The 25411-nt window shown below is 42.7% G+C and carries 23 protein-coding genes; 10 read left to right on the top strand and 13 right to left on the bottom strand.

Annotated features, from left to right (window positions below):
- Window position 1: 1 nt before the first annotated feature.
- Window positions 2-2422 (bottom strand): putative PEP-binding protein, encoded by a 2421-nt coding sequence (locus tag FNW02_RS13775; RefSeq protein ID WP_191758104.1) that lies wholly within the window; start codon window positions 2420-2422, stop codon window positions 2-4.
- Between the two features lie 653 nt (window positions 2423-3075).
- Here FNW02_RS13775 and FNW02_RS13770 point away from each other — a divergent pair.
- Complete coding sequence (locus FNW02_RS13770) at window positions 3076-3474, top strand: MgtC/SapB family protein (protein WP_431356808.1); 399 nt, start codon at window positions 3076-3078, stop codon at window positions 3472-3474.
- Window positions 3475-3505: 31 nt separating this feature from the next.
- On the opposite strand, the gene FNW02_RS13765 is transcribed toward FNW02_RS13770, so the two are convergent.
- The 3 genes from FNW02_RS13765 to FNW02_RS13755 form a co-directional block, all read right to left on the bottom strand.
- The gene (locus tag FNW02_RS13765; protein WP_225225633.1) at window positions 3506-3940 is read right to left on the bottom strand and encodes a hypothetical protein; all 435 of its coding nucleotides are present in this window, start codon (window positions 3938-3940) and stop codon (window positions 3506-3508) included.
- 45 nt (window positions 3941-3985) lie between these two features.
- Complete coding sequence (recF, locus tag FNW02_RS13760) at window positions 3986-5110, bottom strand: DNA replication/repair protein RecF (RefSeq protein ID WP_191758102.1); 1125 nt, start codon at window positions 5108-5110, stop codon at window positions 3986-3988.
- Window positions 5111-5253: 143 nt separating this feature from the next.
- Window positions 5254-8112, bottom strand: a complete 2859-nt coding sequence (locus FNW02_RS13755; RefSeq protein ID WP_191758101.1) for a cation-translocating P-type ATPase — start codon at window positions 8110-8112, stop codon at window positions 5254-5256.
- A gap of 287 nt (window positions 8113-8399) precedes the next feature.
- Between FNW02_RS13755 and FNW02_RS13750 the strand changes: the two genes are divergently transcribed.
- On the top strand, window positions 8400-10070 hold the full coding sequence (locus tag FNW02_RS13750; RefSeq protein ID WP_191758100.1) for a transglutaminase domain-containing protein: 1671 nt from the start codon (window positions 8400-8402) through the stop codon (window positions 10068-10070).
- A gap of 109 nt (window positions 10071-10179) precedes the next feature.
- On the opposite strand, the gene FNW02_RS13745 is transcribed toward FNW02_RS13750, so the two are convergent.
- A complete protein-coding gene (locus tag FNW02_RS13745; protein WP_191758099.1) occupies window positions 10180-11034 on the bottom strand; it encodes a PD-(D/E)XK nuclease family protein in 855 nt (284 codons plus the stop codon).
- Window positions 11035-11387: 353 nt separating this feature from the next.
- Between FNW02_RS13745 and FNW02_RS13740 the strand changes: the two genes are divergently transcribed.
- From FNW02_RS13740 to FNW02_RS13720, 5 genes are all read left to right on the top strand, one after another.
- On the top strand, window positions 11388-12827 hold the full coding sequence (locus FNW02_RS13740) for a phosphoglucomutase/phosphomannomutase family protein (protein WP_191758197.1): 1440 nt from the start codon (window positions 11388-11390) through the stop codon (window positions 12825-12827).
- A gap of 57 nt (window positions 12828-12884) precedes the next feature.
- Window positions 12885-13160, top strand: coding sequence for a LapA family protein (locus FNW02_RS13735; protein WP_191758098.1), 276 nt, complete (start codon window positions 12885-12887; stop codon window positions 13158-13160).
- A gap of 100 nt (window positions 13161-13260) precedes the next feature.
- Window positions 13261-13527, top strand: coding sequence for a BrnT family toxin (locus FNW02_RS13730; RefSeq protein WP_191758097.1), 267 nt, complete (start codon window positions 13261-13263; stop codon window positions 13525-13527).
- 3 nt (window positions 13528-13530) lie between these two features.
- Window positions 13531-13788, top strand: coding sequence for a BrnA antitoxin family protein (locus tag FNW02_RS13725; protein WP_191758096.1), 258 nt, complete (start codon window positions 13531-13533; stop codon window positions 13786-13788).
- A 103-nt stretch (window positions 13789-13891) separates the two neighbouring features.
- Window positions 13892-14155, top strand: a complete 264-nt coding sequence (locus FNW02_RS13720) for a DUF433 domain-containing protein (RefSeq protein ID WP_191758196.1) — start codon at window positions 13892-13894, stop codon at window positions 14153-14155.
- Window positions 14156-14221: 66 nt separating this feature from the next.
- Here the strand turns inward: FNW02_RS13720 and FNW02_RS38630 are convergent, their stop codons facing one another.
- Together FNW02_RS38630 and FNW02_RS13710 are read right to left on the bottom strand one after the other, a co-directional pair.
- Window positions 14222-14713: a hypothetical protein gene (locus FNW02_RS38630; protein WP_225225631.1), complete on the bottom strand. Its 492-nt coding sequence runs from the start codon at window positions 14711-14713 to the stop codon at window positions 14222-14224.
- A 2-nt stretch (window positions 14714-14715) separates the two neighbouring features.
- Complete coding sequence (locus FNW02_RS13710; protein ID WP_191758095.1) at window positions 14716-15687, bottom strand: hypothetical protein; 972 nt, start codon at window positions 15685-15687, stop codon at window positions 14716-14718.
- Between the two features lie 264 nt (window positions 15688-15951).
- Between FNW02_RS13710 and FNW02_RS40130 the strand changes: the two genes are divergently transcribed.
- Entirely contained in the window at window positions 15952-16056 is a 105-nt protein-coding gene (locus FNW02_RS40130; RefSeq protein WP_431356807.1) for a type II toxin-antitoxin system HicB family antitoxin, read from the top strand.
- A 231-nt stretch (window positions 16057-16287) separates the two neighbouring features.
- Here FNW02_RS40130 and FNW02_RS13700 read toward each other — a convergent pair whose 3' ends face one another.
- From FNW02_RS13700 to FNW02_RS13680, 6 genes are all read right to left on the bottom strand, one after another.
- Window positions 16288-16827 carry a hypothetical protein gene (locus FNW02_RS13700; protein WP_191758094.1) on the bottom strand — a complete coding sequence of 180 codons (540 nt, stop codon included), beginning with the start codon at window positions 16825-16827 and terminating at the stop codon, window positions 16288-16290.
- 372 nt (window positions 16828-17199) lie between these two features.
- Window positions 17200-18774 (bottom strand): photosynthetic/respiratory NAD(P)H-quinone oxidoreductase subunit D1, encoded by a 1575-nt coding sequence (gene ndhD1 / locus FNW02_RS13695; RefSeq protein WP_191758093.1) that lies wholly within the window; start codon window positions 18772-18774, stop codon window positions 17200-17202.
- Between the two features lie 259 nt (window positions 18775-19033).
- Window positions 19034-21136, bottom strand: a complete 2103-nt coding sequence (locus tag FNW02_RS13690) for an NAD(P)H-quinone oxidoreductase subunit 5 (RefSeq protein ID WP_191758092.1) — start codon at window positions 21134-21136, stop codon at window positions 19034-19036.
- Between the two features lie 264 nt (window positions 21137-21400).
- On the bottom strand, window positions 21401-21787 hold the full coding sequence (locus tag FNW02_RS13685) for a thioredoxin family protein (protein WP_191758091.1): 387 nt from the start codon (window positions 21785-21787) through the stop codon (window positions 21401-21403).
- 116 nt (window positions 21788-21903) lie between these two features.
- On the bottom strand, window positions 21904-22029 hold the full coding sequence (locus tag FNW02_RS39560; RefSeq protein ID WP_263627748.1) for a hypothetical protein: 126 nt from the start codon (window positions 22027-22029) through the stop codon (window positions 21904-21906).
- 181 nt (window positions 22030-22210) lie between these two features.
- A complete protein-coding gene (locus tag FNW02_RS13680) occupies window positions 22211-22927 on the bottom strand; it encodes an NnrU family protein (protein WP_191758194.1) in 717 nt (238 codons plus the stop codon).
- Window positions 22928-23134: 207 nt separating this feature from the next.
- On the opposite strand from FNW02_RS13680, the gene FNW02_RS13675 reads away from it, so the two are divergent.
- Both FNW02_RS13675 and FNW02_RS13670 read left to right on the top strand, forming a co-directional pair.
- A complete protein-coding gene (locus FNW02_RS13675; RefSeq protein ID WP_191758090.1) occupies window positions 23135-24145 on the top strand; it encodes a LysR family transcriptional regulator in 1011 nt (336 codons plus the stop codon).
- A gap of 888 nt (window positions 24146-25033) precedes the next feature.
- Entirely contained in the window at window positions 25034-25324 is a 291-nt protein-coding gene (locus FNW02_RS13670) for a hypothetical protein (protein WP_191758089.1), read from the top strand.
- The last annotated feature ends 87 nt before the right edge of the window (window positions 25325-25411 follow it).

Below are 25411 nucleotides of genomic sequence, written 5' to 3'. Positions count from 1 at the left end.
ATTACTCCCCTACTGTTCCACTCTTCCACTTGCCCTCTCCCAATTCCCGTCGCGCCACTTCTAAAATCAGGCGTTGTTCGGCACGAGCGATCGCTTGATATGTTCGCGCTACTGCTTCCGGTTCAACGGAAATAGAAGTAATGCCCCATTGCACCAGCTTATCAATGATTTCTGGATAGATAGCTGGTGCTTGACCGCAGATTGAACAAGGTATCCCCGCACTTTGCGCCATTTGGATAAGTTGGGCGATCGCACCCATTACCGCCGGCTGACGTTCATCAAATACTTTTGCTAGTTGTCCATGCTCCCGATCTACTCCCAACAACAATTGTGTCAGGTCATTTGTACCAATAGAAATCCCGGCTACACCTGCTTTGACGTATTCTGGAAGTAAAAATAGTACGCTTGGCACTTCTGCCATCATCCACAGTTGAAACTGGGACACTTCATTTAACCCTGCTTGCTCAACTTTGCGGCGACAAAAGACAAACTCTTCCACAGTCCGAACAAAAGGCAATAGTAAATGGATATTGCTGTAGCCAGCTTGCTGTACAGTCGCCAAAGCCTTCAATTCTAACTCAAACACTGCGGGATTTCGTAAATAGCTAAAAGTGCCACGTTCACCCAACATTGACTGTGGTAAATATTTTATATCACTCAATGATGGTAAATCCTGCGATCGCCAATCTAAAGAACGATAAAAAACAGGTCTTGGTGCAAAAGCATGAGCAAACTGCATTATCTGCTCTGACCAGCGTTCTAACAATTCTGTCTGACGCCCGCTTAAGAGCCAACTATTAGGATGTTGTCCCTCTAATATAGTTAATACCATTAATTCTGAACGCAATAATCCCACACCATCCACAGGCAAGTTTTGCACTTGCTCTATCAAGTTAGACTGGCTCAAATTAACCAGCAATTGTGTAGCATTCATGGATGGGTAAGGAGTAATCGGATGGAGAGATGGAAGGGCGGGGGAATAAGGGAAAAGAGAATTTTCTCCCTCTCTTCCCTTCTCTGCTGCTTTCCCTCTTTCCTTTTCCCTATCTCGCCCTCTTCCTCTCTCCCCATTTCCTTCTCCTCTAATCCGATAAACTTCTCCCCTGTCGCCATCTACTAGCAGTCGTTCGCCAGTTTTAATTAAACTTGTGGCAGATGTGGCGCTCACTACTGCTACAAGACCCAATTCTCTAGCTAAAATCGCAGCGTGACTGGTTAATCCTCCCTGTTCCGTAATAATACCAGCAACTTGTTGAAGTAACGGTAGCCAATCAGGTGTAATCGTTGATATTATTAAAATTACTCCCTTGGGTAGTTGTTCTGGTTTTTGTTGTGAATTGATTATCACATGGGCAGTCGCTACAATACGTCCTCCTGCCGCCCCTAATCCCTTGATGAAGTGCTTATTGGGAATTACAGATTGGGGAGCAGGAGCTTGTGTGATGTAAAGCTTATTATTTAGAGTTCCCTGAGCGATAGTCCACTTAATGGTAAACTCTTTACCTAGTTCACTCACTAGTTGATTCCCCAGAGCTATTACTTGCTGTAAGTATTCTTCTTGTAAAGCGTATTGTTTTTGTTGGGATTCCTCAAGTAGGTAGGCAACTAGACAAGTGTGATCTGGCGTTAACACTGGCTTTGATACATGCTGTGTAAAAGCCAGTTGTGTCTCATTATCAACACGATAAGCCAGCATTTTATTGCCCAGATGTTGCTCTTGTACAACCCCAGTTTCATTTTGAATGTAGTAGACATCTGGTATGACTTCACCGTGAGCGATCGCTATTCCTAATCCCCAAGTAGCTTTAATTTCATACCTAGAGGAGTTAGCTTTAAATACGCCACTGGCGATCGCATTTTCAACAGGTTGCACCAATACCGCTAAATTAATTTGTTGCAGATTAATTCCTGTGCGCTGCCAATATAGGAGACTTCTAGCACGAAATAGCTGGCTCCAAGTACGCTTTAATGCAAGGGCAATATCTTCCTGATTACAATGACAAAACACTGACTCCAACAACCCAGATACATTTGCCTTAACCTGGGTAGTTGTTGATACAGCCACAGTAGGTCGAAAAATCAAACAGCCAGTTTGCCATTCTCTAGCCGCTTTGAAAATTGTATTTACCCACTGCTGTGGCACTTTCGCAGTGATAATTTCCTGACGCAAGCGACCAGCCACTTGTTGAAGTTGACGCCAATTAGCTACATCCAAGTGCAACGAAGAATATGGTAAGTCAGCGACTAATGACTCTGAACTGTTGAGATTTTCGAGAAATTGTCGCAAAATTTCTGCCGGAACTACAAAACCACGCACTACCGGATAGCCACGCTGCATAATTCTGCTCAAGTAAAATGCTTTGTCACCCACTTCGGTGCGGTCTTGTAGTTTAATTTGGTCAAGCCAGTAAAGTTTGTCCACTCAATTTGTTAGTTGTCAGTTTGTAGCCACAGCCATTGCCTCCTGGTAAATTGTCAGCCATCAATCCACTGACTCCTTATCTAGGACGAGTTTCCAGTATTTACGTTCAATTGTGTCAACCTAATTAGTGGTTAATTGCTAGTTACATGATGTCTCACTGTCATTCAACTCTTTTATCAAACATTTTTTTCTTTATTCACCTCCTTCCCTGTTATGAGTGGTTTAGTTGTTTGAGCAAGTTGTACATAGCAATATCGTATTTAATTATTGAGTGTATGATTAAAGTTAACCGTTTGAAATAAAATATTTTATGTTAATCATTTAAAATGATTAAAAAACCTTTTAATAAAGTTGAAAGTCTTGACTTATTTAAATATTTATTGGCAAAAATAAACCTTTAACCAGAAAAATTAAACAAATTGAGGAGATTGATTCATGCGTTAAAAAGTTTTTTCCAATGGGATTAATCCAAAAGATACATACATTGTTTTAGTAAACTCCATAAATGGAAGGAATATTTTTATAGTATTTATTGAAATAAATTACTAATTAACTTAAAATATTAAGGCTTCTTCGTACCAGACCAAGCTAAATTGTCAAGCACTTTCTACCTTTCAAGTCACGATTGGCTGAATATAAGTTTCAGGCTGTGTATTGCGTTGCTTATCGGAGCAATTATCGGCTTAGAGCGCGAAGCTAAGCGCAAACCAGCTGGATTAAGAACTCATATTCTAGTAAGTCTTGGTTCAGCGATTTTTACTGTTATACCTCTACAGATAGATGGATTGCAATCTAGTCCTGATGCTCTCAGTCGTGTAATACAGGGTATTGCCGCTGGCGTGGGATTTCTTGGTGCTGGGGAAATTGTAAGCCATTCTTCCCAACAATCACAGCAATTTGAAGTTAAAGGACTGACGTCAGCGGCGGCTATTTGGGTTTCGGCTGCTTTGGGAATAGCTGCTGGGTGTGGTTTGTGGCAGTTAGGATTAATTGGTGCTGTACTAACTTATTTAGTTCTCAACGTTTTTAAAAGATTAGAAAAACGTCAATAGTTATTAGTTAATCCTTACAAAGGACGAATCACTAATGAAATAACACCAACATCTTCGAAAAAATTGTTTCCTCCGCCCTAGTTCGAAGAATTGATTTTACTAACTTGATAAATTCTTCATCAACTTTATTGTCACTTTCAATTGTTTTAGTAGCTGCATAAAAACTAACATCGTTAATATTTAATTCGTCAGTATTACCTGTTTGCCATCCAGGTTTTTTAATATCCCAAGAAAGCGATTTACCACGTAATGTAAATTGAAACCATATTATTTCATTATTATGTAATTCCAAGAAAACATCAAAATAAGGTTCTTCACCTTGAAACCAAATTCTTTTTGTAGCAGTTTTAGATCCTTGTTTTAGTGAATTTTGCTCAATTGCTCGTAATGATGCACCTAGTGATGCAATTTCATTTTCATCTACTATGTCATTTATTTTAGGTATATATGAATTGTCATTTGTCATTTGTCTTTTATCATTTGTTATTTGTGATGAACCAATGACTAATGACTACTTCGGTGATATTTCTCCTGCCTTCACAAAAAGAATTTGGGAGGAGTTTAACCACTGAGAATCAAAAGAACTTAAATGAGTGGTAGTGATCAGGGTTTGAAAGCGATCTTGAATAGCATCAAGCAATTGATTTTGGCGAGATGGATCTAGTTCGGCGAGAACATCATCAAGCAATAGTAGCGGCGGCTCTTTGACGACTTCTTCAATTAGTTGTAATTCTGCTAATTTTAAGGCTAGAACTAGCGTTCTTTGTTGACCTTGAGAACCGTATTGACGTGCAGGTGTCTGGTTAATAGTTAATTCTACTTCATCGCGATGAGGCCCAACAAGAGTAGTACCTTGATGAAGTTCGGCAACGGCTCGTTGTTGAATTTTTTCCAAAAAAGCTTGTTGTACTTCTTCTGGATTATTTTGCTCTAAAGGAATACTAGGTGTATATTTGATTTGCAAAACTTCTGTGCTACCACTGATACTGGCGTGCCAAGCAGTAGCGATGGGAGCTAGTCGCTGGATGGCGCGATCGCGTCGTCTAATGACTCGTGTTCCTGTGGTAGCTAACTGTGCATCCCACACGGCTAATTGTTCGGAGTGTAGAGAGGTTGCATGCAACGTCTCTACATGGCGTTTTAAAAAAGCATTGCGCTGCCGCAATACCTGGTTATATTGCTGCAAAATGTAAGCATAAACTGGTTCGAGTTGGATTAGTAGGGTATCTAACCAGTTGCGGCGACCTTCAGGGCCACCGCGTACCAAATCTAAATCTAGGCTGGAAAACTGTACTGCATTCAGAACGCCAAGAAAATCCATTTGCCGACGTACAGATTCGCCATTGATTGCAACGCTACGGCGACCATTACGGCGGAGAGTTAAAGTCAGTTCACTAACACCCGTTTGTCGTTCTAGAGTGGCATTAATTTGGGATATGACTTCCCCTTCTTTGACTAAATCGCGATCGCGTGCCATCCGGTGCGATCGCAATGTTGCCAACAACTCCACTGCTTCTAACAAGTTAGACTTTCCCTGAGCGTTATTACCTACCAAAATTGTTTTGGCAGCACTAAACTCAACCTTTTGCTCTTGGTAATTGCGAAACTGTCGGAGGTGAAGGGTTTTGAGGTACATAGCGGGGATTGGGTACTGGGTACTGGGAATTGGGTACTAGGGAATCTTAAGAGGAGGAAAAGGTTAAAGGGTAAGTGGAGGGTTTTTCCTCCCCCTTACCCCTTTCCCCCTTTCCCTTTCCCCAATGCCCAATAAATGCCCCATCACACAGCCTTCTTGCCCATAAACCGCAAAAATAGCTTCTCCAATTCAACCCAAACAAACATTAAGGAACTGAAGCCAATACAAACCCCCAATTCCGTTGGACTTAGCCAGTGAGTGCCAAAGAAATTTCTCAGGGGTGGGACGTAAACTAGCATCAGCTGCAAAATAGTTGTCACGACAACAGCCGCCAATACAAAGATATTCGAGAAGGGATTCATCTCGATAGTTAGTCGGTTATTGGAGCGAATAGCGATCGCATGACCCATTTGGGCAATACACAGGGTAGTAAATACCATTGTCTTCCAAGCGTCGGGATTACCTTGATACCCAGCTGCATGGGTATAGTTGTAAGCCCACCACATCAAGGAAATGCTGATGATAGCAAAAATGATGCCAATGCGAATCATGTAAGAACCCAATCCCCTAGCAAAAATACTTTCGCGGGGACTAAAAGGCGGACGTTTCATAACATCTGGTTCTGGGGGTTCCACAGCTAAGGCAAGAGCTGGTAAACCATCTGTAACCAAGTTCATCCACAAAATTTGCAAAGGAGTTAGGGGAACGCCTCCCAAACCAATTAAGGGCGCAGCGGCGATCGTCAGCACTTCGCCGATGTTACTACCCAAGATGTATTTGATAAAGCGGCGGATATTAGTGTAAACAACTCTACCTTCCTTGGTAGCAGTGACAATGGTGGCAAAGTTGTCATCAAGTAACACCATGTCGCTGGCTTCTTTGCTCACATCTGTGCCGGTGATGCCCATTGCAATACCGATATCAGCTTGTTTGAGGGCTGGGGCGTCGTTGACGCCATCACCTGTCATGGCGACAAATCTGCCTCGGCGTTGCAGCGCTTGGACAATTCGCAGTTTGTGTTCTGGGGCAACTCTTGCATAGATGCTCACCAGGTCAACGTTTTGCTCTAGTTCTTGGTCACTCATCCGTTGCAATTCTTGACCTGTGAGGACGCGTGAGCCTTCCTCGGCAATTCCTAAATCTGTAGCGATCGCTCTTGCTGTTAACTGGTGATCGCCAGTAATCATGACTGGACGAATGCCTGCATCCCGGCACTCTTGTACTGCTGCTCTGACCTCTGGGCGTGGCGCATCTAACATTCCTACCAATCCCAGCCATACCAAGCCTTGCTCAGATGTCTCATCCGAACCTTCCGGCGGAATTTCTGCAAGAGGCTTGTAGGCAAAACCTAATACCCGCAACCCTTTGCTCGCCATTTGCTCATTTTCTACGAGAATTTGTTGGCGTTGCTCATCGGTTAAGGGGACTGAGTGATTGCCCAGATGAATTTTAGCGGAACGTTCCAAAGTTAACTCTGGAGAACCTTTGGTAAACATTAAGTACTTTTCAGATTCTAAAAAGCCAGCGATCGCAGGGTCAACTGCTGTCAAAGGCGATCCACCTGACGCTACTTCCTCCACCTGAGAAATCACACTCATTCGCTTGCGTTCTGAGGAAAAGGGAAACTCACCAACGCGGGGTAATTTACTATTCCACTGGTCTTTTTCGATTCCAGCTTTTCCCGCCAGTGTTACTAATGCACCTTCTGTAGGATCTCCCAAAATCGTCCATTGCCCATTGTTTTGTTGCAGCACTGAATCATTACAAACAGCACAAGCAACTAGCAAAGCTGAAATTTCTGGGTGCTCATCTACGGCTATTTTTTGACCATCTAACTGAAAATCCCCTGTGGGAGCATAACCTTCTCCCGTGACACGAAAAGTCCTGTTATTGGTGAAAACCGATTGCACCACCATTTTATTTTGAGTCAGGGTGCCAGTTTTATCAGAACAGATAGTAGTAACAGAACCCAATGTTTCCACTGCTGGCAATTTGCGAATCAAAGCATTCTGGCGCACCATTCGCTGAGTTCCCAGTGCCAAGGTGACGGTGATCACGGCAGGCAAACCTTCTGGCACTACAGCAACGGCCATACTCAAGGAGATTTCCAAGAGTTCTTGGATATTGCTAAAACCTCTTGCCTGGATGACACCAGCAATCACAACGATCGCGACAAGAATCAAAGAACCTGTAACTAGGACATTGCCCAATTGAGTCATTCGCTGTTGCAAGGGGGTCGGTTCACTTTCCACCGCCTGCAACATGGCAGCAATTTTACCCAGTTCTGTTGTCATTCCGGTGTTAGTCACCAGAACTTTGGCTCGTCCTTGGACTATTTCAGTTCCTTGAAAAACTAAATTAATGCGATCGCCTAAATCTGTTTCTTCCGGCAATTTTAGCGTTGCCTGTTTACTCACCGCTTCGGCTTCACCTGTTAGTGCCGACTCTCGCACTTGTAAATTAGACTGTTCGATCAAGCGTCCATCTGCGGCTATCTGCATCCCAGCTTCTAGCAGCATTACATCCCCTGGGACTAATTCCTTAGCTGCTATTTCCACTAGTCTGCCGTCGCGCATGACTCGCACTAAGGGAGAAGTCAGCTTTTTGAGGGCTGCCAAGGCTTTTTCGGCACGGCTTTCTTGGACATAGCCGAGTATGCCATTGAGAATTACAATCGCCATAATCGCGATCGTGTCTTTAAATGGCACTTCACCAGGCTTCAAGTCGCCCGCTTGCCAAGCCATGAGGTCTAAAACCCCAGAAATTAGAGCTACGCCAATCAGCATCAACAACATAATGTTCTTGAACTGATCGAGCAAAATTTCCCAAGTACTACGGCCAGCATTTTCTTCTAGTTCATTGGGGCCGTATTTTTGCAACCTCTGTTGAATTTCTTGGGGTGTTAAGCCACTGTCTGCATTACTATCAAGCAGGTCTAGCGCTTTATCAACTTCTAAACTATGCCAAACGGCGGCACCTTCAGGCAGAGAATTAGCAGACATCGTGTACGTCACAGGAAATGGTTACAAAATTTGATCATAATTTAGTGATGCATGGAAAACCATCAACTAAAGTTACATTAAAGCCGTTACTAAGCTAAACAAATATTGATGTAATTCTTAACATTTGCAAATTTGTCCGCTTTTGACATAGTGTTATTTCTCACGAAGGAGTTTTTCGGAACACATTGTACCGATAATTGTGAGTAATAGAAATTTCAAGTTTGGTTACAGAGCATATGCCACAATTAATTTTAGGCGTGCTAAACCGTTAAATAAACATGCTTAATATGAGTTTTGCACCCCCCAGTCTGACTGCCAGCCAAATGTTTGGGCAAAAAATAATTCGACCGCTGACTGCTGCTACCCTGTGTGGCATTGCTTTCATTAAAGATAGGCTCATTGCTATTGACAGTGTTAAGGGGCATCTACTGGAGATTGATCCTACTTCTGATAACAGTAAAATTATTAATCCCCATCAAGTAAAAGAATTTAGTGATGTCACTGGACTAGCAGTGTGGGAAGACACTCTATGGGTAACTCGTGATCAAAGTGTCTATTTATGCACACTCACTGCTTTAGGTCTGGAACATTTTACTACATTGCCTTATCTAGCTGACGGCGTTGCTGTTTGGGAATCGACAGTCTACGTCAGCTCGCAAAAATTAGGTTACATTCTGGTTTTTGACCGCGATACTCGAAAAGAAATTACCAGGTTCTATGCTCCTGGAGTTGGAGTAGAAAATTTAGCAGTCAGCCAGGAAACGCTTTGGATTTGCGATCGCACAGAACAAACAGTTTACGCGATGGATAGAGCAACTGGAAAAGTCAAATTCAGCGTTCTGACGCCGTTTGAATCCCCCACAGGGATAGCGATACATAGAAATGGCGATACAAGTCAGGAAAGCCTCTACATCGCTTATGCCTCTGAGGAGCCTTATATCCGGGATAATCCAAATGCAGACCCAAATCATGAGTTAACTTACCGCGATCGGACTTTTATTCACCCTCTGTATTATCATTACGAGCCAGATAAACATTACGCCCTCTCCAATGGTTATCTTATTGAAATGTCCTATGCTGAGGAAATTGCTCCCTTAGACGAGGTTTATTTACCAGAAGTCGAATGGCGCATTGCCCTTCCATCCGAAACTGAGCGTCAAAAGGTGAAACACGTTGAACCCATCGGTTTACCCTTTACCGAAGAAGTTATAGACGGGCAACGTGTAGCAGTATTTAAATTTGATGCCCTCACTCCAGGCGAACGTCACATATTTGGCTGGAAAGCCCTTTTAGAAGTTCGCGGGATTAAGTATCGCATCACGCCCAGAGATGTAGAAGATATTCCCGAACTGTCACCAGAATTGCAAACTCGCTACCTAGTTGATGATGACGATTTAGCAATGGATACTCCCATTGTCCGCCGTGCCGCCCGTGAAGCAATTGGTACTGAAACTAATGTGTTGCGGAAAATGTACAGCATCCGCAACTACGTCTACGATGAACTGTCCTATGGTATTAAACCCTACATTGATACACCAGATATAGTTTTAGAGCGGGGCATTGGTTCCTGTGGGGAATATGTGGGCGTTTTACTTGCTTTATGCCGTTTGAATGGCATCCCCTGCCGCACCGTAGGTAGATACAAATGCCCTCCCAATAGCGAACACCAAGGTGTCCCTCTGCAACCCGACTTTAATCATGTTTGGCTGGAATTCTACGTACCGAATTTTGGCTGGTTGCCAATGGAATCGAATCCTGATGATGTTGGGGACGCTGGCCCTTATCCTACGCGCTTTTTTATGGGCTTATGCTGGTATCACATTGAAATTGGTAAAGGTATCTCTTTTGAAACTGTCACAAGTCAAGGTACACGGCTAACAAAAGAAGATGTCCCTATTGGCGATTTGGCAATTAATCATATTCGGTTTACGATTCTCAAAGAATTACCGCCTTTTTGAATTGGGGCATTGGGCATAGAGAAAAAGGAAAGGGGTAAAGGGAAAAATTATACCTTTACCCTTTAACCTTTTCCTCTCTTAAAGAGTCCTCAATCCTCTGATTTCTCAATTAGCTGTTAGCTTTTAAACTTGGCAATGGATGTGAATAAGGCGGCTTAAAATCTCCAAACTCACAGATAGAGCTAAATGGGCAAAAACGGCAGTGAGAGCCAGGATTTGGGGGAAAGATTTTGCTAAAATTACTAGTTTTTTCTTGATATTTATGCAAATCGTGCTGATGCTTGTGAGCTATATTAGCTAAGTCAAATTCCAAAGATTCTAATTCCCTATTATTAATGCTAATCAGTTCAGACGTTTTACCTATCTCTAAATTATAGAATGATGCAACAGCGTGCCGTCCAGGATAAAGATAACGAGCAGCCAATAAATAAACTAATGCTTGTCGTCGGTCAAAAGCTGACTTACCAGTCTTGAAATCTATAATATGTAAAGTGCTATCAGACTCAATGAAAACGCAATCCATAGCCGCATATAAGCGAAAGCAATAATCCTCTTGTTCAATCACAATCGGTTTGGGAAAACCTTCATCGCCCGGAGTTAATTGGATAATATGTTTATCTAAAAGCAACGGAGCGTCGTGATATTTTTTCAAAATTTGTAGCACGCGTTGCTGAACTTGATCACTTGAGTTGCCTAATTTTAGTAGCTGGGCAACTTTTTCTACACCATCTGATTGATTCAACAGATGCCTGTGATGATGAAACTCATAAACGCCTTTTTGAGCTAATATACCAATCCGCTGAGGTGCAGTGGCTTGCGCTAACAGCGCTTTGACTTGTGGTTCGTGTTGCCGAGCTTTGATAAACCCCCGTCTCATCTGGCAATGCCAGCGTTCTTGCCCTGTCGCTGGGGCAACTAAAGACCAAAGGTGATAACTGGCAAAAGGTCGATCGGGGGTTGACATTGCTAAGGAACAGTGAGAGAAAATACGGTGGGGAGAAGTCAGAGCGAGGGCTTCTAAGAACTCTGAGTAGAGGCTTTCTCCAAGGGTCTGATCACTGGCGAGAGATACAAGACTTTGCGCCTACCTAGCCCTTGTATTTTTAGACACAAGGGAACTTTTCTGTAAAAATGGTTGTGCAGTAAGACCCGCATTACGAGCAGAAGTTCGATGCTAGATGGCTTGTCTTTTACTATGGTCGGTGCTGCGCTTCCCCGTAGGGATATGACCTACAGAACTTTGGGAGATACTTGCTGTTACACAAGCCTTGTAAGAAGCCTCCTAATAGTAATGATGAACGGGAGAAAGTGGCAAAAATGAGGGCCAGTAGCAATTCCAGCAAGATAAAATTTGGCACTGATGGATGGCGAGGGATTATTGCCGATGACTTTACATTCCCCAATGTGCGGAAAGTAGCAAGGGCGATCGCCAGTTACTTAGAAACAGCCTATACGAAAGATAGACCAGTACTCATTGCCTACGATACTCGGTTTTTAGCTGACCAGTTTGCTCACACAGCGGCCCAAGTCTTGGCTGATTTGGGTTGGGCTGTCAAAATTACTGAGCGGGATTGTCCTACACCAGTAATTGCTTACAACGCCCGTCACTTAAATTCAGCTGGGGCGTTGATGTTTACTGCTAGCCATAATCCAGCACCATACTGTGGAATTAAATATATCCCCGATTATGCTGGGCCTGCCACTCCAGAAATTACTGATACTATTGTGGCAAATATAGAAGGTGCATCGGATGATCTGCCTGGCAGCAGTTCATCAGGTTCAATTTCCATTTTCGATCCCAAACCAGATTATCTGAAATTTATCTACACCCTACTGGATGTAGAACGAATCAAGAATGCTCAGTTGAAAGTTAAGTATGATGCGCTATATTCTACCTCTCGCGGTTATTTAGATGAAATTTTGCAACACAGCAGCGCTCATTTAGAAAGTTTCCATACTTGGAGGGATGTGCTATTCGGCGGCGGTATGCCAGAACCCAAAGGAGAGCAGTTAGTTGAGTTAGTGAAAGCAGTACGCCGCGATCAGGCAGATTTGGGTTTAGCAACGGATGGAGATAGCGATCGCTTTGGCATTGTTGATGAACAAGGAACCGTCCTCACTCCTAACACTGTGCTGCTAGTTTTAGCACGTCATTTAATAAAAAACAAAGGTAAAAGCGGCGCAATAGTCCGCACTGTTGCTACAACCCATTTACTGGATAATCTCGCGGCTAAATATGGGTTGCCAATTTATGAGACACCAGTAGGGTTTAAATATATTGGTGAAAAAATGCGGGAAACTGCTGTACTAATTGGTGGAGAAGAATCAGGTGGTTTAAGCATTATTGGACATATTCCTGAAAAAGACGGAATTTTAGCCGATATGCTAGTAGCAGAAGCGATCGCCTATGAAGGCAAACCGCTGAGTCAACTTGTCAAAGAAGCGGTCGTCGAAGCTAATGGGCCGCTTTACAACAACCGTCTTGACTTACACCTCACCGAGCCTCACAAAGTCGCTGTCATTGATTCCTTTACTAAAAACCCACCCACAGAAGTTGCAGGAATTAAAGTCAAAGAAGTAGGGCGTAAAGACGGTATTAAGCTTTATTTAGAAGAAGGTAGCTGGATTTTACTGCGTCCTTCCGGTACAGAACCGCTGGTACGCGTTTACCTGGAAACCAACTCTCCTGAAAAACTTACCAAAATCGCTCAAGAGATGGAGAGCGTGATTGCTAAGCTAGAGGCAGTAGCAGTTTAAAATAACCTGACCCCTAACTTTATCAACGGAGAGGGGAGTCATAACTTGGGACTAATTATGAAAACTCTGGCTCCTTTTTTGATATCCCTCGTGGTAGCTATCTGGGTAGTAGCGATCGCAATTATTTCAGTCCAAAATGCCACACCCGTATCGTTAAAATTCTTAACATTCCAATCAATTCAAATACCATTAGGTTTAGTTCTAGCTTTCAGTGCCGGCTTGGGGCTAATTGGTATGGCAGTGCTGCAACCATTCTGGGTACTTGCTGGTTCTGGGCGAGGTAATTCTAGATTGGAAGACGATGCTGAATTCTTCGTCGATGATGATTTTTAAGGTTTAAAAACAAACATACAAAAGTACACGGTTATCGGCTCACACCAGTTAAGTACTCGTCATCTGCTAATATGCACGAATGTGCATACAATAGATTTAGATGGCGTATCAGTGGGATAAAGATAAGGCAGCAGCCAATTTTCACAAGCATGACGTTAATTTTGCTGATGCAGTAACCGTATTTTCTGACGATTTAGCAATTACTATCACAGATGAACGTTTTGATGAGGAGAGGTTTATCACTATTGGGGTAGATGCTTTCGGTCGAGTTTTAGTAGTTGTGTATACATGGCGCAATAATGAGATTCGATTGATTTCTGCCCGCAAAGCTACGCGCTATGAACAAAATCAGTATGAGGAGGGATAAGTTATGGAAGGTGAGTATGATTTTAGCCAGGGCAAGCGGGGAGCGATTGAAGTAACACCAACAGGCAAAACTCGAATTACAATTCGCCTAGATGATGAAGTATTAGCATGGTTTCGTGACCAAGTTCACGCAGCAGGTGGGGGAAATTACCAAACTTTGATTAACGATGCTCTACATGAGTACATTCAGCAGCGCCGTGAACCTTTAGAAGAAACATTACGGCGAGTATTGCGCGAGGAACTTGAGCGAATCGGAAAATGAGGCGAAGGGCGATCGCTAAAGTTTTAGTTTAACTGGTATGACGTTAGTAAGTATGCATAATTACTAACTTTTCAATTAACTAAATCTATTTATTTTTATGGCTGTGCCGTACCAAAGAATTATTACTATTGAACCAGGAAAACGAGGCGGTCAGCCTTGTATTCGAAAGAGGCGAATTACTGTATATAATGTTTTATCTTATCTTGCTTCTGGTATGACCTATGAGGAAATATTGAATGATTTTCCTTATTTGATACAAGAGGATATTTTGGCTTGCCTAAGCTATGCGGCTGATAGAGAAAAACAAATACTGACGATGCTAATGGGAAGTAGGAAGGCGATCGCCATTATCTCTAAGTGTCTGTAACTACACAAAAAAGCCTGCATTAGCAGGCTTTTTTTGATACTTTGAGAGAGCGATCGCGGTGTTAAATTAAAATGTCCATTCGTGCTCTGGATCATCTAAGGCAGCACGAACAGAAGCTAAGTTAGCAAGGTCTTTGAAAGGGCTTGATTTAGCAATTTCTGTAATTGAATTTAAGGTGAAGGCTAATTGGTCGTTGTTACCGGATGCGATCGCACTATCAACGACAGCAAACAAAGCACGAAAGTTTTCTGCACGTTCATCAAAAGAACGGTCTAGATACGCCATCAGCAACTCTCGTTGAGCATTAATCTTGGTGATTGTTTCTTTTTCCCAAGCCTCAATTTCTCGCCGCTTTATCTGTTCTTGTTCGGCAATTATTTTATATTCAGTATAATCTGAAGCAAGTGTGTCAACAGATTTTGTTTTTTCCAAAGCTGCTATCTCACGCCTTTTATTCCCTTCTTGCTCTCCAATTTGCTTGTAACTTACAACAATGCTTGCTAACGATTTTGTAGCGTTAACCGCAGTACATATTGTACCGATATTTGGTAAAACCATTGCTAAATACCTCCTAGAGTTCTGTATTTAGCTTGGATGGTTAAAGTTGTAGGGTTTAACATTCCTTCATTATCTAAAATAGAAATTTTCATAATTTCTGCAAGTGCTTTAATTAAAAGTGCTACCTCTTGAAATTTGCTTGCATCGCGATCGCGATCAAAAGGTTGAGCTTCAAGCTGCTGAAGTGCGCTTTTAGCACGGTTGTTTAAATTACACACTAAATTAGCCAGTTCCACTGTTCGCCGTTTAACCTGTAATAGAAAATCTTGAGCTGCTTCAATATTGGCAATTTCTACATTGACATTAGCTTCATACTCCCGCGCTTTAGTTAAAGCTTCCTCACCTTTGCCAGCAAGTTGAAAACCTCCAGCCATCAATGCAGGGCCGAGTGTAATACCTCCCAATACAGCACTACCAACTGCCATACTGCTACCACCCAACCACGCTATAGTCGCCTTCAAAGCGGCGCTACCACCAAGTTGTGAGATGGCGACTTCACTAGTCCACAATCCAAAGAACTTGGAAACAGGAACTTTACCGACATTCATTGCTAGGGTAACTGCACTAGAACCTGCTGTTGAGGCCGCAACGGCTGCTGATACACCACCTTTCACCCACTCTTGAGCTTTGATAACTTCAGTTTTGTACTCCTGAATTTGCTGAGTGGAGACGTCTAATCCAGCTATGATATCCAGATTGTTTTGCGAAGCTCGCTGACCAATTCTCTCAATAAAAGCTATAAAGTTTGAAATTGTACCCTGCTTGATACGAAGCTGCATTTGACCATAGACTTCTGCTGACTGGTTGGTAATTTCCCAGGCTGCTTTTAAGTTTTGTAAGCTACTTTCGTATCTTTGTTGAGCCTGTTCACCAATTTCCTTTGCTTGATTCATATTGCCAACGCCTTCAGCACCTTTTAGAGCTCCGATGGCTCCAGTAGCCAAAGCAGCAGCACCCAAGATAATTGGAATCATGAAATACTCCTGATTGTGATTAGTACTTAGTTAATATTTTTCTAAAGGTATTTAAATGAAAATAAGGCATCACCTTATACCCATATTTCCCAGAAATACCCGATGATCAACAATTCAGGAACCGTAAATTTGAGGCTGTAATAAACGCAGTTGCCAATTCTTATTTGTTTTTAATGCGATCGCTCATTTGAGTGCAGCGGATAGGCGATCGCGCTTAGTTTGACGCTAAAATATTTAGACGCAATCTTGTGGAGATGATTGACGATGAAAATTAAAGCAGTTATCTGGCAAGAAGACGGTGTGTGGTGTGGTTCCGTACCTGCTTTACCAGGATGTCATACTTGGGGGACAGCTACGAACATCTATTAGACATGCTGCTAGATGCGATTCAAGCTTGTTTGGAAGTCGCCAGCCAGCGTGAAGATATTGATCTAAAGAAGCGCTCACCGAAGAAGATTTAGATTAAAAGCGATCGCACTCCCAATATTTATGGCATCAGTTCAAGAAAGTGCGATCACTTACCATATTTATACTACAAATATCCCTTTCCTCGCTCTGTAGTCGAGTTTAATTGTGGTAAATATGTATCAGTTTGAGATATTAGACATGTGTAGAATTCACGGGTATTTTATTAGTACATATTTGTATTTGTTCTTGATTTAAATTGTGATTTTCGTTGATTTTAAGACTGACTGTTTGTCCCAAAGCTTGCCAGTTAATTTCATTGTGTCCGTCACAACTAACACCTATAGAGCGATAAGTAACTGGATCATAAATATTACAAAAAACTACATTATTATTTCCTGGGCTAACGGCGATCGTCAGTGGATTACGCAGTTGTTCAGAAGTAATCACATCTAAAGATAACAACAAATTTTTAGAAAAGTAAGATTCACTTCCTGAACGGATAATATAAGGTTTGTCTGCCAAAATATATAAATCAGTTTTTTCAACTATTCCAAACTTAGTTTCAACCCTTTTATTTGCTTCTATTCCTGTAATTAGTCCAGTTAAAGCTTTCTCATAAATTGGGATGCGTCTTTCATCTTCAGCAAGCATATACCAACAGTGGTCGGGTTCTCTGCTAACAAAGACATATTGAGGTTTTGGGGTTTGTCCGAATCCTAATTTAACTTCCATATTTGTGATGAAGGTTTTTGTAAACAAGTTTATTTAGCAACAAGCTTTTACGGTTTGTGCCGTCAATCAACAAGTTGCTTTATAGATATAATTCCCTGAAGAACAATACAATTAACATTGAGGCAGCGCAAATTATAAAATTTAGTTAATTTATAAGCAACATTCATGTCAAGACGACAAAAAAACCTTGTGCCTTTGGATTAAATTTAATTGTGTAATACCGATTCAATTAATGATTGCAACAAATCCTTTTGTAGAGACGTTACAATGCAACGTCTCTACAGTGGTCTATCTTGTTATAAAGATACATAAAAAAGGGCAGGTACAAAACCCGCCCTTAAATAAATGGTAATTTAAATTAGCGATCGCTATTTAATTAGCAATTTCTGGCGCACTCAAAGAAACCTTTGGTACTTCTGTTTGTTGTGCTAATGTTGGCACGGAATCACGCAATCTTGCTGTTAATTGCACAGTTGTGGAGTCATACATCTGAGTCAGCAATTTCGGATAGAAACCAATACCAATAATTGGTACTAACAAACAAGCAATGATAAATACTTCGCGGGGTTCAGCATCTATCAACTCTTGGTGAGAAACTAGTTCCTCATTCTCTTGACCGTAGAAAATTTCCCGCAACATCGACAGTAGATAAATCGGAGTTAAAATCACTCCAACTGCCATCAAAAAGACCACGATAACTTTGAAGGTAGAACTATAAGCATCGCTGGTAGCAAAACCCACAAACACCATCAACTCTGCCACAAAACCGCTCATCCCTGGTAATGCCAGAGAAGCCATCGAACAGGTAGTGAACATGGCGAAAATCTTCTTCATCCTCTTGCCGACACCGCCCATTTCATCCAACATCAAAGTGTGTGTGCGGTCATAAGTCGCGCCGACGAGGAAGAATAAACTCGCCCCAATTAACCCGTGAGAAACCATTTGCAATACTGCCCCACTCAATCCCAAATCTGTGAAGGAGGCAATACCAATGGTGACAAAACCCATGTGGGAAATTGAGGAGTAGGCAATTTTCCGCTTGAGGTTGCGCTGGGCAAAGGATGTTAAGGCAGCATAGATAATATTAACTACCCCCAAAATCACCAACACTGGTGCGAAATAAGCATGAGCATCGGGTAGCATTTGGGCATTCATCCGAATTAAGGCGTAACCGCCCATTTTTAAGAGAATACCTGCCAACAACATATGCACAGGGGCCGTAGCTTCACCGTGGGCATCAGGTAGCCAGGTGTGTAAGGGAATGATCGGCAATTTGACGGCGTAGGCAATCAGAAAGCCAGCGTATAAGACAAGTTGGAAGTTGAGAGCGAAGTCTTTGAGGGCGAGCGATCGCATATCGAACGTCACCGTATCGCCGTAAAATCCCATTGTCAGGGCAGATAGCAAAATAAACAGCGAACCGCCAGCGGTGTATAAAATGAACTTGGTTGCTGCGTACTGCCGCTTTTTGCCTCCCCAAATCGACAGCAGAAAGTATATCGGCACTAATTCTAGTTCCCACACCAGGAAAAACAACAGCATGTCCTGGACAGCAAACACGGCAATCTGACCGCCATACATCGCCAGAATCAAGAAGTAAAACAGCTTTGGTTTGAAGGTAACAGGCCAAGCTGCTAAAATCGCCAGCGTAGTAATGAATCCAGTCAAAATAATTAGGGGCATGGACAAGCCATCTGCCCCTACCGACCAATTCAAATCTAGTTGTGGTACCCAGGGGTAACTCTCGACCAACTGTAAATCTGGATTAGAGAAATCGTACCCGGTATAAAAAGCATAAACAATCAGTGCAAAATCTATTAGCCCTACAATAAGGGAATACCAGCGCACTGTTTTGCCGTCTTTATCCGGGATGAGGGGAATCAATAGTGACGCCGCTATTGGAAACAGAATAATCGTCGTCAGCCACGGAAAATTAGCTGTATTCATCGCAATTCGTCTGCTATCAAAATCATGTTTAGCAAAAAGTCACTAGCTATTAACTAGCAGTTTTTTAGGGCTTTAGTCTTCAATGTTAGGTTGATTTAAGAAAAATAAAGAAAGATGAAGGTAGGTAAATGATATCCTTGCCTTCATCCTAAGAGTGCTGAGTTGAAAGTGTTGAGTACTGAGTAAACATAGCGCTTGTGGTGCTGCTTGCTGATTCCGAATTCTTATTCTGCTCAGGACTCAGGACTCAGCACTGAATTTAGGTAACACCAAAGACAATCACTAAACCCAAAACTGCCCCAAACACGATCAAGGCATAGAATTGAGCGCGACCGTTTTCTAGGTATTTCAGACCTTCACCACTAACTAGTGTGAAAAAACCTGTAAGGTTAACAGCACCATCGACAACGCGGAAGTCAACTTCCATGACTTGTCTGGCTAGGCGACGCAAGCCGATGACAAAAACACGATGGTAAATGTCATCAAAGTACCACTTGTTGAGGGACAACTCATAAAGTGGTTTGATTTTAGCAGCGATCGCAGCTGGGTCGATTTTACCCCGCAAATACATTAGCGAAGCTAAAGTAATCGCAATTAAAGAAATTCCGACTGAAGCCCCCGCCATGATATAAAATTCTGTCGGGTTAAACTCAGCAGCTTTTTCTATAACTTCCGAGAGAGTTTCGCTAGGAGGAAAAATAAACTCCTCGAAGTAATTGGCATAGGGAGTCCCTACCAAACCAATCAAAATCGAAGGCACAGCCAACAATGCTAACGGCAGAGTCATTGTCCACGGTGATTCATGAGGAGAATCGCTGTGATGCCCATGAGAGTCATGGGAGTCATGGTGAGCACCTATTGCTGCCAATTCTCCTTTTTTCATTGCCCCAGGGCCAAATGTCGGGGCTGGTTCTGCTGACTCTAATTCCAGAACAATTGTGGCTGCTGCTTGCTTGAGTTTTTCTTGAATTTTCTCGTCATTACCCCGGAATTTACCTTCAAATGTCAAGAAATACATTCTAAACATATAGAAAGCAGTAATCCCGGCAGTTAGCCAGCCGATCAACCAAAGAAATGGGTTAGCCTCAAAGGCATTCCCAAGAATTTCGTCTTTTGACCAGAACCCAGCAAAAGGCGGGATACCAGAAATTGCCAAGCAACCAATTAAAAAGGTAATCGCTGTGATGGGCATATACTTCCGCAATCCACCCATCAACCGCATATCCTGTGCCAAGGCGGGGTCGTGTCCGACGACTCCTTCCATGCCGTGAATTACAGAACCAGAACCCAAGAACAGCATCGCCTTGAAATAGGCGTGTGTCATGAGGTGGAAAAGTCCAGCACTGTAGGAGCCTACTCCCATTGCCATCACCATGTAACCGAGTTGGGAAATGGTAGAGTAAGCCAAGCCTTTTTTAATGTCGTTTTGGGTAATAGCAATACTTGCCCCCAAAAATGCCGTAAACGCCCCAGTAAAGGCAATCACGTTCATTGCTGCTGGAACGTGTTCAAATACTGGGTACATCCGGGCAATTAGGAAAACACCAGCTGCCACCATCGTTGCCGCATGGATTAGGGCAGAAATGGGGGTGGGGCCTTCCATCGCATCTGGTAGCCAGACATGCAGGGGGAATTGAGCGGATTTTGCCACTGGGCCTAAGAAAACTAAAATCGCAAACAGGACAGCAAGAAAATTGCTGATAGAACCTGATTGCACCAGTTGTGCTAGGCGATCGCCCATCACATCAAATTCAAAGCTTCCTGTTGCCCAGAACAGCCCCAGAATACCCAATAGAAGACCAAAGTCACCCACACGGTTGGTTACAAATGCTTTTTGGCAGGCATCTGCTGCTGACTTGCGATCGTACCAAAAGCCGACCAGCAAGTAGGAACACATCCCGACTAGTTCCCAGAAAATATAAATCTGTACTAGGTTGGGGCTGACCACCAGACCCAACATTGAGGAGCCAAACAAGCTGAGATAGGCGTAAAACCGCACGTAACCGGGATCATGAGCCATATAGCCATCGGTATAGACCATGACTAGGAAGGCTACTGTTGTCACAATCACCAGCATTAGGGCTGTCAGGTGGTCAACAGTGTAGCCCATGCTCAGATGAAAATTACCTGCTGCCGCCCATTCCAGAGTGCGGATATAAGGCGCGTGTCCTTGAATTTGACTCCATAGCAAGGCAAACGACAACCCCATGGCCACTCCCATCAGGGAAATAATCACTACAGCGTTAAGCTGCCGCAAGCGGTTTGTCACCTGATTCAACGAGATTAACCCTAGACCGACCAGCATTGCCCCAAAAAGAGGTAATACCGGAATCAGCCAGGCATACTGATAGATTACTTCCATCACTGACGCCTACTTTTAGAATTCTTGACTAAGGTAGAACAGTTTTCTAGACGATGTCCGTCGTAGGAAACTGTTCGAGTCGGAACTGTTAATAATTGTGACACACACCCTTTAGGATAAAATACCCCACCCAATGACCATTGGGTGGGGTGTTAAGCATGGTTTTAGATTTGACTGACTCGTTAAATCGCCCACAGTCGATAGTCAAGAGTTTAAATACTCACTTTTGACTATTGACTATTGACGATTGACTGTTAACTTTCTTTATGCTGAGCGACATCCCAAATCTGCGGTTTTTGAGCTGTTGTAGTTTTTAGGACTGTTGCTGTAGCTGACTTTAATTTCTTCCAAGGCTAAACGTAAATCTTCTCTACCACGAAAACTTTCCAAGCGATGCCGGACAATACCATTTTCAATCAATAGTAAAGTTGGCAGTGATTTTAATTTATAGGTAGTAGACAATTTAAAATTTTGATCTGCGTTAACCCCAACTAATTTAATTTCCTCTCCGTATTGGGCTTTAAATTGCAACAATAGTGGCTGGATAATACGACACAATCCACACCAAGGTGCTTCAAAGTTAACTAAAACAGGAATTGGAGATTCTAAAACTTCTTGAGTAAATGTCCGCTCACTAACCGACAACACCATGACGCCTCTTGGATTATAGGGTTTTTATATCAAACTAGCTATCAGCACTGAGGGATTGGCAAGCCAGTAACTGCCGATAGATGCTCTCAGGACACAGATGTGCAAGACACAGATAATTAAGCAAAAAATAAGCGCGTTGACGTGTCTCTGACAAAAAAGCCACCGTGAAAGTCGCGCTGGCTTTTTTGGATTTCTAACTCCTGATTGCCGTGGCTGCCTAGAAATGTAGACTGATCTGCCATTTATTCCCCAGGAAAGACCACTGACCAACAACTAACAATATAAAATCTCAAACCGACTGAATACACTCCCACTCATAGATGTTTAAACTCATCCTACATTGATTCGGTAGCAGTTGATAAGCTCAAACGTCCATCTACTTTTTATCTCATGCTTATATTGGGGATCGGGGATCATTTAAAATTACCATCCTATCCTACTAGTTGCTTGCAGCAACAGAGGGTGCGACCACCAAAGTAAAGCCACAAAAATAGCAACTCCAAAATAGGCAGGACGGAGAAATTCCTGCCATTTGATAGATTGACGACCGTCAATAATTGCTTGGAAGGGAATAATTGAAGTCCGTTGTTTGACAATTTCAAAGGCTTCTCCATAGCGGGAACTCAAACGGCGATCCCCATGCCAAACTCCAAACAAGTGGTGTAACACCAACCCAATTGATGTCACCAAAGTAAAGGTAGTACCGAGCCAAAGAGTATGGGCAAAGCACCAAATTATTTGTCCTACCATCTGGGGATGACGGGTAATACGAATAATCCCTGTTTCATAGAGATGGACTTGGGGCTTTTGAATGGCAGCAATTTCTAGTAGATTGAAGGTAGCAGGATATAAAAACAAAAACGAAATCGCTGATAGCATCCAAACTACTTCCCGAACACCTGGTACTCCCTGCACCTGCCAAAGCACCAAACCGTCATAGCGATGGTTAAAAAAGTAAATAATTAATATCACAGCCAACGCTAGGCTGATTAATGCAAAGAGAACGCGATAAAGCCTTGGTGAAATATATTTTTCTGCCCAAGGGCGCAAAGCAGCGCCCCCACTGTGAGCGATCGCAAAAGCTAATTGTAACCCTAGTATGACAAAATGACTGGGGGTTAACCAAGGATTCAGCATCATATACACAGGTAAAGTAATTTCAAGAAAACTTAATTCAGTACACCGATACCACAAAGTGTTCAAAAGAGGACTTTAGTCAAGATGTTGTGTTACTGTCTTTTTCGAGTAAAGCCTTCAAGTTTAAGATGCAATAAATCAGCCTCGGCTTATTGCTGTGAAACTTGATTTGTTGCCACCGCTCCTTTCAAAGTTTGTGGGTTGAGCCTTATGTCTGACCTTCCTTTCACTTTAGATCAGTTACGTATTCTAAAAGCGATCGCCGTAGAAGGCAGCTTCAAGCGCGCCGCTGATAGTCTTTACGTCTCCCAACCTGCCGTGAGCTTGCAAGTCCAAAATCTAGAACGGCAGCTGGATGTCCCCCTATTTGACCGTGGGGGACGTCGTGCACAATTAACCGAAGCAGGGCATTTACTCTTAAGCTACGGCGAAAAAATCCTCAGTCTATGTCAAGAAACCTGCCGCGCGATCGAGGATTTACAAAATCTCCAAGGCGGTACTTTGATTGTCGGCGCTTCTCAAACCACCGGCACGTATCTTTTACCCAGAATGATTGGGACGTTCCGACAAAGATATCCAGATGTGGCTGTGCAATTGCATGTCCACTCTACCCGGCGAACTGCTTGGAGCGTAGCTAACGGACAGGTTGATCTAGCCATCATCGGTGGAGAGATTCCAGGTGAACTGACTGAATCATTGGAAATTCTTCCCTACGCTGAAGACGAACTAGCGCTGATTTTACCTGTCTTTCATCCCTTTGCCAAACTTGAAACAATCCAAAAAGAAGACCTATATAAATTACAATTCATCGCTCTAGATTCTCAATCAACTATTCGCAAGGTAATTGACCAAGTGCTAGGACGCTGTGAGATTGATACAAGACGTTTTAAAGTCGAAATGGAACTAAATTCCATTGAAGCAATTAAAAATGCTGTGCAATCTGGTTTAGGAGCTGCCTTTGTTTCAACATCGGCGATCGCTAAAGAGTTACAAATGGGCGTTCTACACTGCGCCCCCATTGAAGGTGTTGTTGTCAAACGAACACTGTGGCTAATATTTAATCCCAATCGCTATAGATCCAAGGCCGCAGAAGCGTTTAGTCAGGAAATTTTGCCCCAGTTTGCTAATCCTGGATGGAATCAAGATCTGTTAAAATTAGCACAAAAAAATATAGTGGTAGCTACATTAGATGCAGCTACACCTAACTCAGGAGGAGTCTAAAATTTTGTCAGGCATTAAGAGAAGCTAGTCACTTACACAGAGAAGTCTGAGGGTCGGCTTGCTTCGTAAATGCAAACAGAACCTTTTAGAAGCTTCTACAAATTCCCGCAAGATGCACCGGATGGAGGTAATAGCGTACTCAATACCCCTACTCTTAAGGAGGCTATGCGTAGCATCCGCACCAGAGCATCTGGCCCGCTTGACTCGCCTAGGCGAACAGAACTTCTCCTATGATTGACTCTATGCGTAGCTTGCTTTCCTGTTCGCGCAGCGCACCGTAGAGAAAGGCTACGGTGGGCGAACAGAACTTCGGGAGTAGCTTCATAACTTTTCCTACGGTCAGTGCTGTGCGTAGCTTACTTCTTGATAGGGGTGCAAGTGGCGTGAGACGTCAAAGACGATCAGTGGGTTACTCCCGTTGAATGAACTGATATTCAGTAGTCAATAGCCAGTAGTTATTAGTAAAAAACTCTTGACTTTTTGCAACTGACAACTGACTAAGGACAAAAAAATGGAACTTCACTGTACTCGTCTACGCTGTCCACGCTCACAAAACTATTTCGCGGCTCATAGGTGATGTTACAACGCTGAAAACAGCGCAGCAAAAATACTGTACCACTGTAGTATGCTACTGATGCTAGATGACCGCTACGTAGCAATTAAGCTATTGAGAAAAGGTGAATTTGGAGCATTTGGCACGCGATCGCCTAATTCTGGGAATGCATCAATGTGTGGTTAAGTAGTTCCAACCACCGGGAACTTAACCTCCACTCAACTGCAACAAGCACAACATATATTTGAAATAGGCAGAAACCCTAGCACAGATTGGTCTCGAACACGAACAAATTACTGATTTGTTTTCTCTCTTTGCAGTAATATTTATATGCTTTGACTGTCACTACTCTTATTTTATTAATAAGTCAGGAACCAACTAAGCTATCTGATGCTCACAGCAATCAATGGCAATGGCGAATGCAAGGGACTATCAAACCTCACTTGGCTGATATTTTAGATAAGCTGCTTCTACCTGTTGCTAATCAACAGTTTCAGTCGGCTTATGAGGTTCTTGAAGCTCTCTCTTACCCATTGATACTTCCAACAGTATTACCGCTACAACAACGGCACAGCAACAGCAGCAACCACGTTCAATACAATCTCAACCAGCTTTTTCAAGCTTAGTGCAATAAGCAGTTAAAATATCTAATACTAGGCGGTAATTTTCTTAATTAAGCAATATCAATAAAATAGTAAGCAAGTATGAGAAAT

The organism is Komarekiella delphini-convector SJRDD-AB1 (assembly GCF_014831675.1).
In the GTDB taxonomy this organism is placed as follows: Bacteria; Cyanobacteriota; Cyanobacteriia; order Cyanobacteriales; family Nostocaceae; genus Komarekiella.
This window is presented reverse-complemented; position numbering and strand designations above follow the sequence as displayed.

Excerpts from the sequence above, each read along its gene's own strand:
- FNW02_RS13765 (WP_225225633.1), bottom strand. The coding sequence starts at position 3,940 with ATGACAAATGACAATTCATATATACCTAAAATAAATGACATAGTAGAT.
- recF (WP_191758102.1), bottom strand. The coding sequence starts at position 5,110 with ATGTACCTCAAAACCCTTCACCTCCGACAGTTTCGCAATTACCAAGAG.
- FNW02_RS13755 (WP_191758101.1), bottom strand. The coding sequence starts at position 8,112 with ATGTCTGCTAATTCTCTGCCTGAAGGTGCCGCCGTTTGGCATAGTTTA.
- FNW02_RS13750 (WP_191758100.1), top strand. The coding sequence starts at position 8,400 with ATGAGTTTTGCACCCCCCAGTCTGACTGCCAGCCAAATGTTTGGGCAA.
- FNW02_RS13745 (WP_191758099.1), bottom strand. The coding sequence starts at position 11,034 with ATGTCAACCCCCGATCGACCTTTTGCCAGTTATCACCTTTGGTCTTTA.
- FNW02_RS13740 (WP_191758197.1), top strand. The coding sequence starts at position 11,388 with ATGAGGGCCAGTAGCAATTCCAGCAAGATAAAATTTGGCACTGATGGA.
- FNW02_RS13735 (WP_191758098.1), top strand. The coding sequence starts at position 12,885 with ATGAAAACTCTGGCTCCTTTTTTGATATCCCTCGTGGTAGCTATCTGG.
- FNW02_RS13730 (WP_191758097.1), top strand. The coding sequence starts at position 13,261 with ATGGCGTATCAGTGGGATAAAGATAAGGCAGCAGCCAATTTTCACAAG.
- FNW02_RS13725 (WP_191758096.1), top strand. The coding sequence starts at position 13,531 with ATGGAAGGTGAGTATGATTTTAGCCAGGGCAAGCGGGGAGCGATTGAA.
- FNW02_RS38630 (WP_225225631.1), bottom strand. The coding sequence starts at position 14,713 with ATGGTTTTACCAAATATCGGTACAATATGTACTGCGGTTAACGCTACA.
- FNW02_RS13710 (WP_191758095.1), bottom strand. The coding sequence starts at position 15,687 with ATGATTCCAATTATCTTGGGTGCTGCTGCTTTGGCTACTGGAGCCATC.
- FNW02_RS40130 (WP_431356807.1), top strand. The coding sequence starts at position 15,952 with ATGAAAATTAAAGCAGTTATCTGGCAAGAAGACGGTGTGTGGTGTGGT.
- FNW02_RS13700 (WP_191758094.1), bottom strand. The coding sequence starts at position 16,827 with ATGGAAGTTAAATTAGGATTCGGACAAACCCCAAAACCTCAATATGTC.
- ndhD1 (WP_191758093.1), bottom strand. The coding sequence starts at position 18,774 with ATGAATACAGCTAATTTTCCGTGGCTGACGACGATTATTCTGTTTCCA.
- FNW02_RS13690 (WP_191758092.1), bottom strand. The coding sequence starts at position 21,136 with ATGGAAGTAATCTATCAGTATGCCTGGCTGATTCCGGTATTACCTCTT.
- FNW02_RS13685 (WP_191758091.1), bottom strand. The coding sequence starts at position 21,787 with ATGGTGTTGTCGGTTAGTGAGCGGACATTTACTCAAGAAGTTTTAGAA.
- FNW02_RS39560 (WP_263627748.1), bottom strand. The coding sequence starts at position 22,029 with ATGGCAGATCAGTCTACATTTCTAGGCAGCCACGGCAATCAGGAGTTA.
- FNW02_RS13680 (WP_191758194.1), bottom strand. The coding sequence starts at position 22,927 with ATGATGCTGAATCCTTGGTTAACCCCCAGTCATTTTGTCATACTAGGG.
- FNW02_RS13675 (WP_191758090.1), top strand. The coding sequence starts at position 23,135 with ATGTCTGACCTTCCTTTCACTTTAGATCAGTTACGTATTCTAAAAGCG.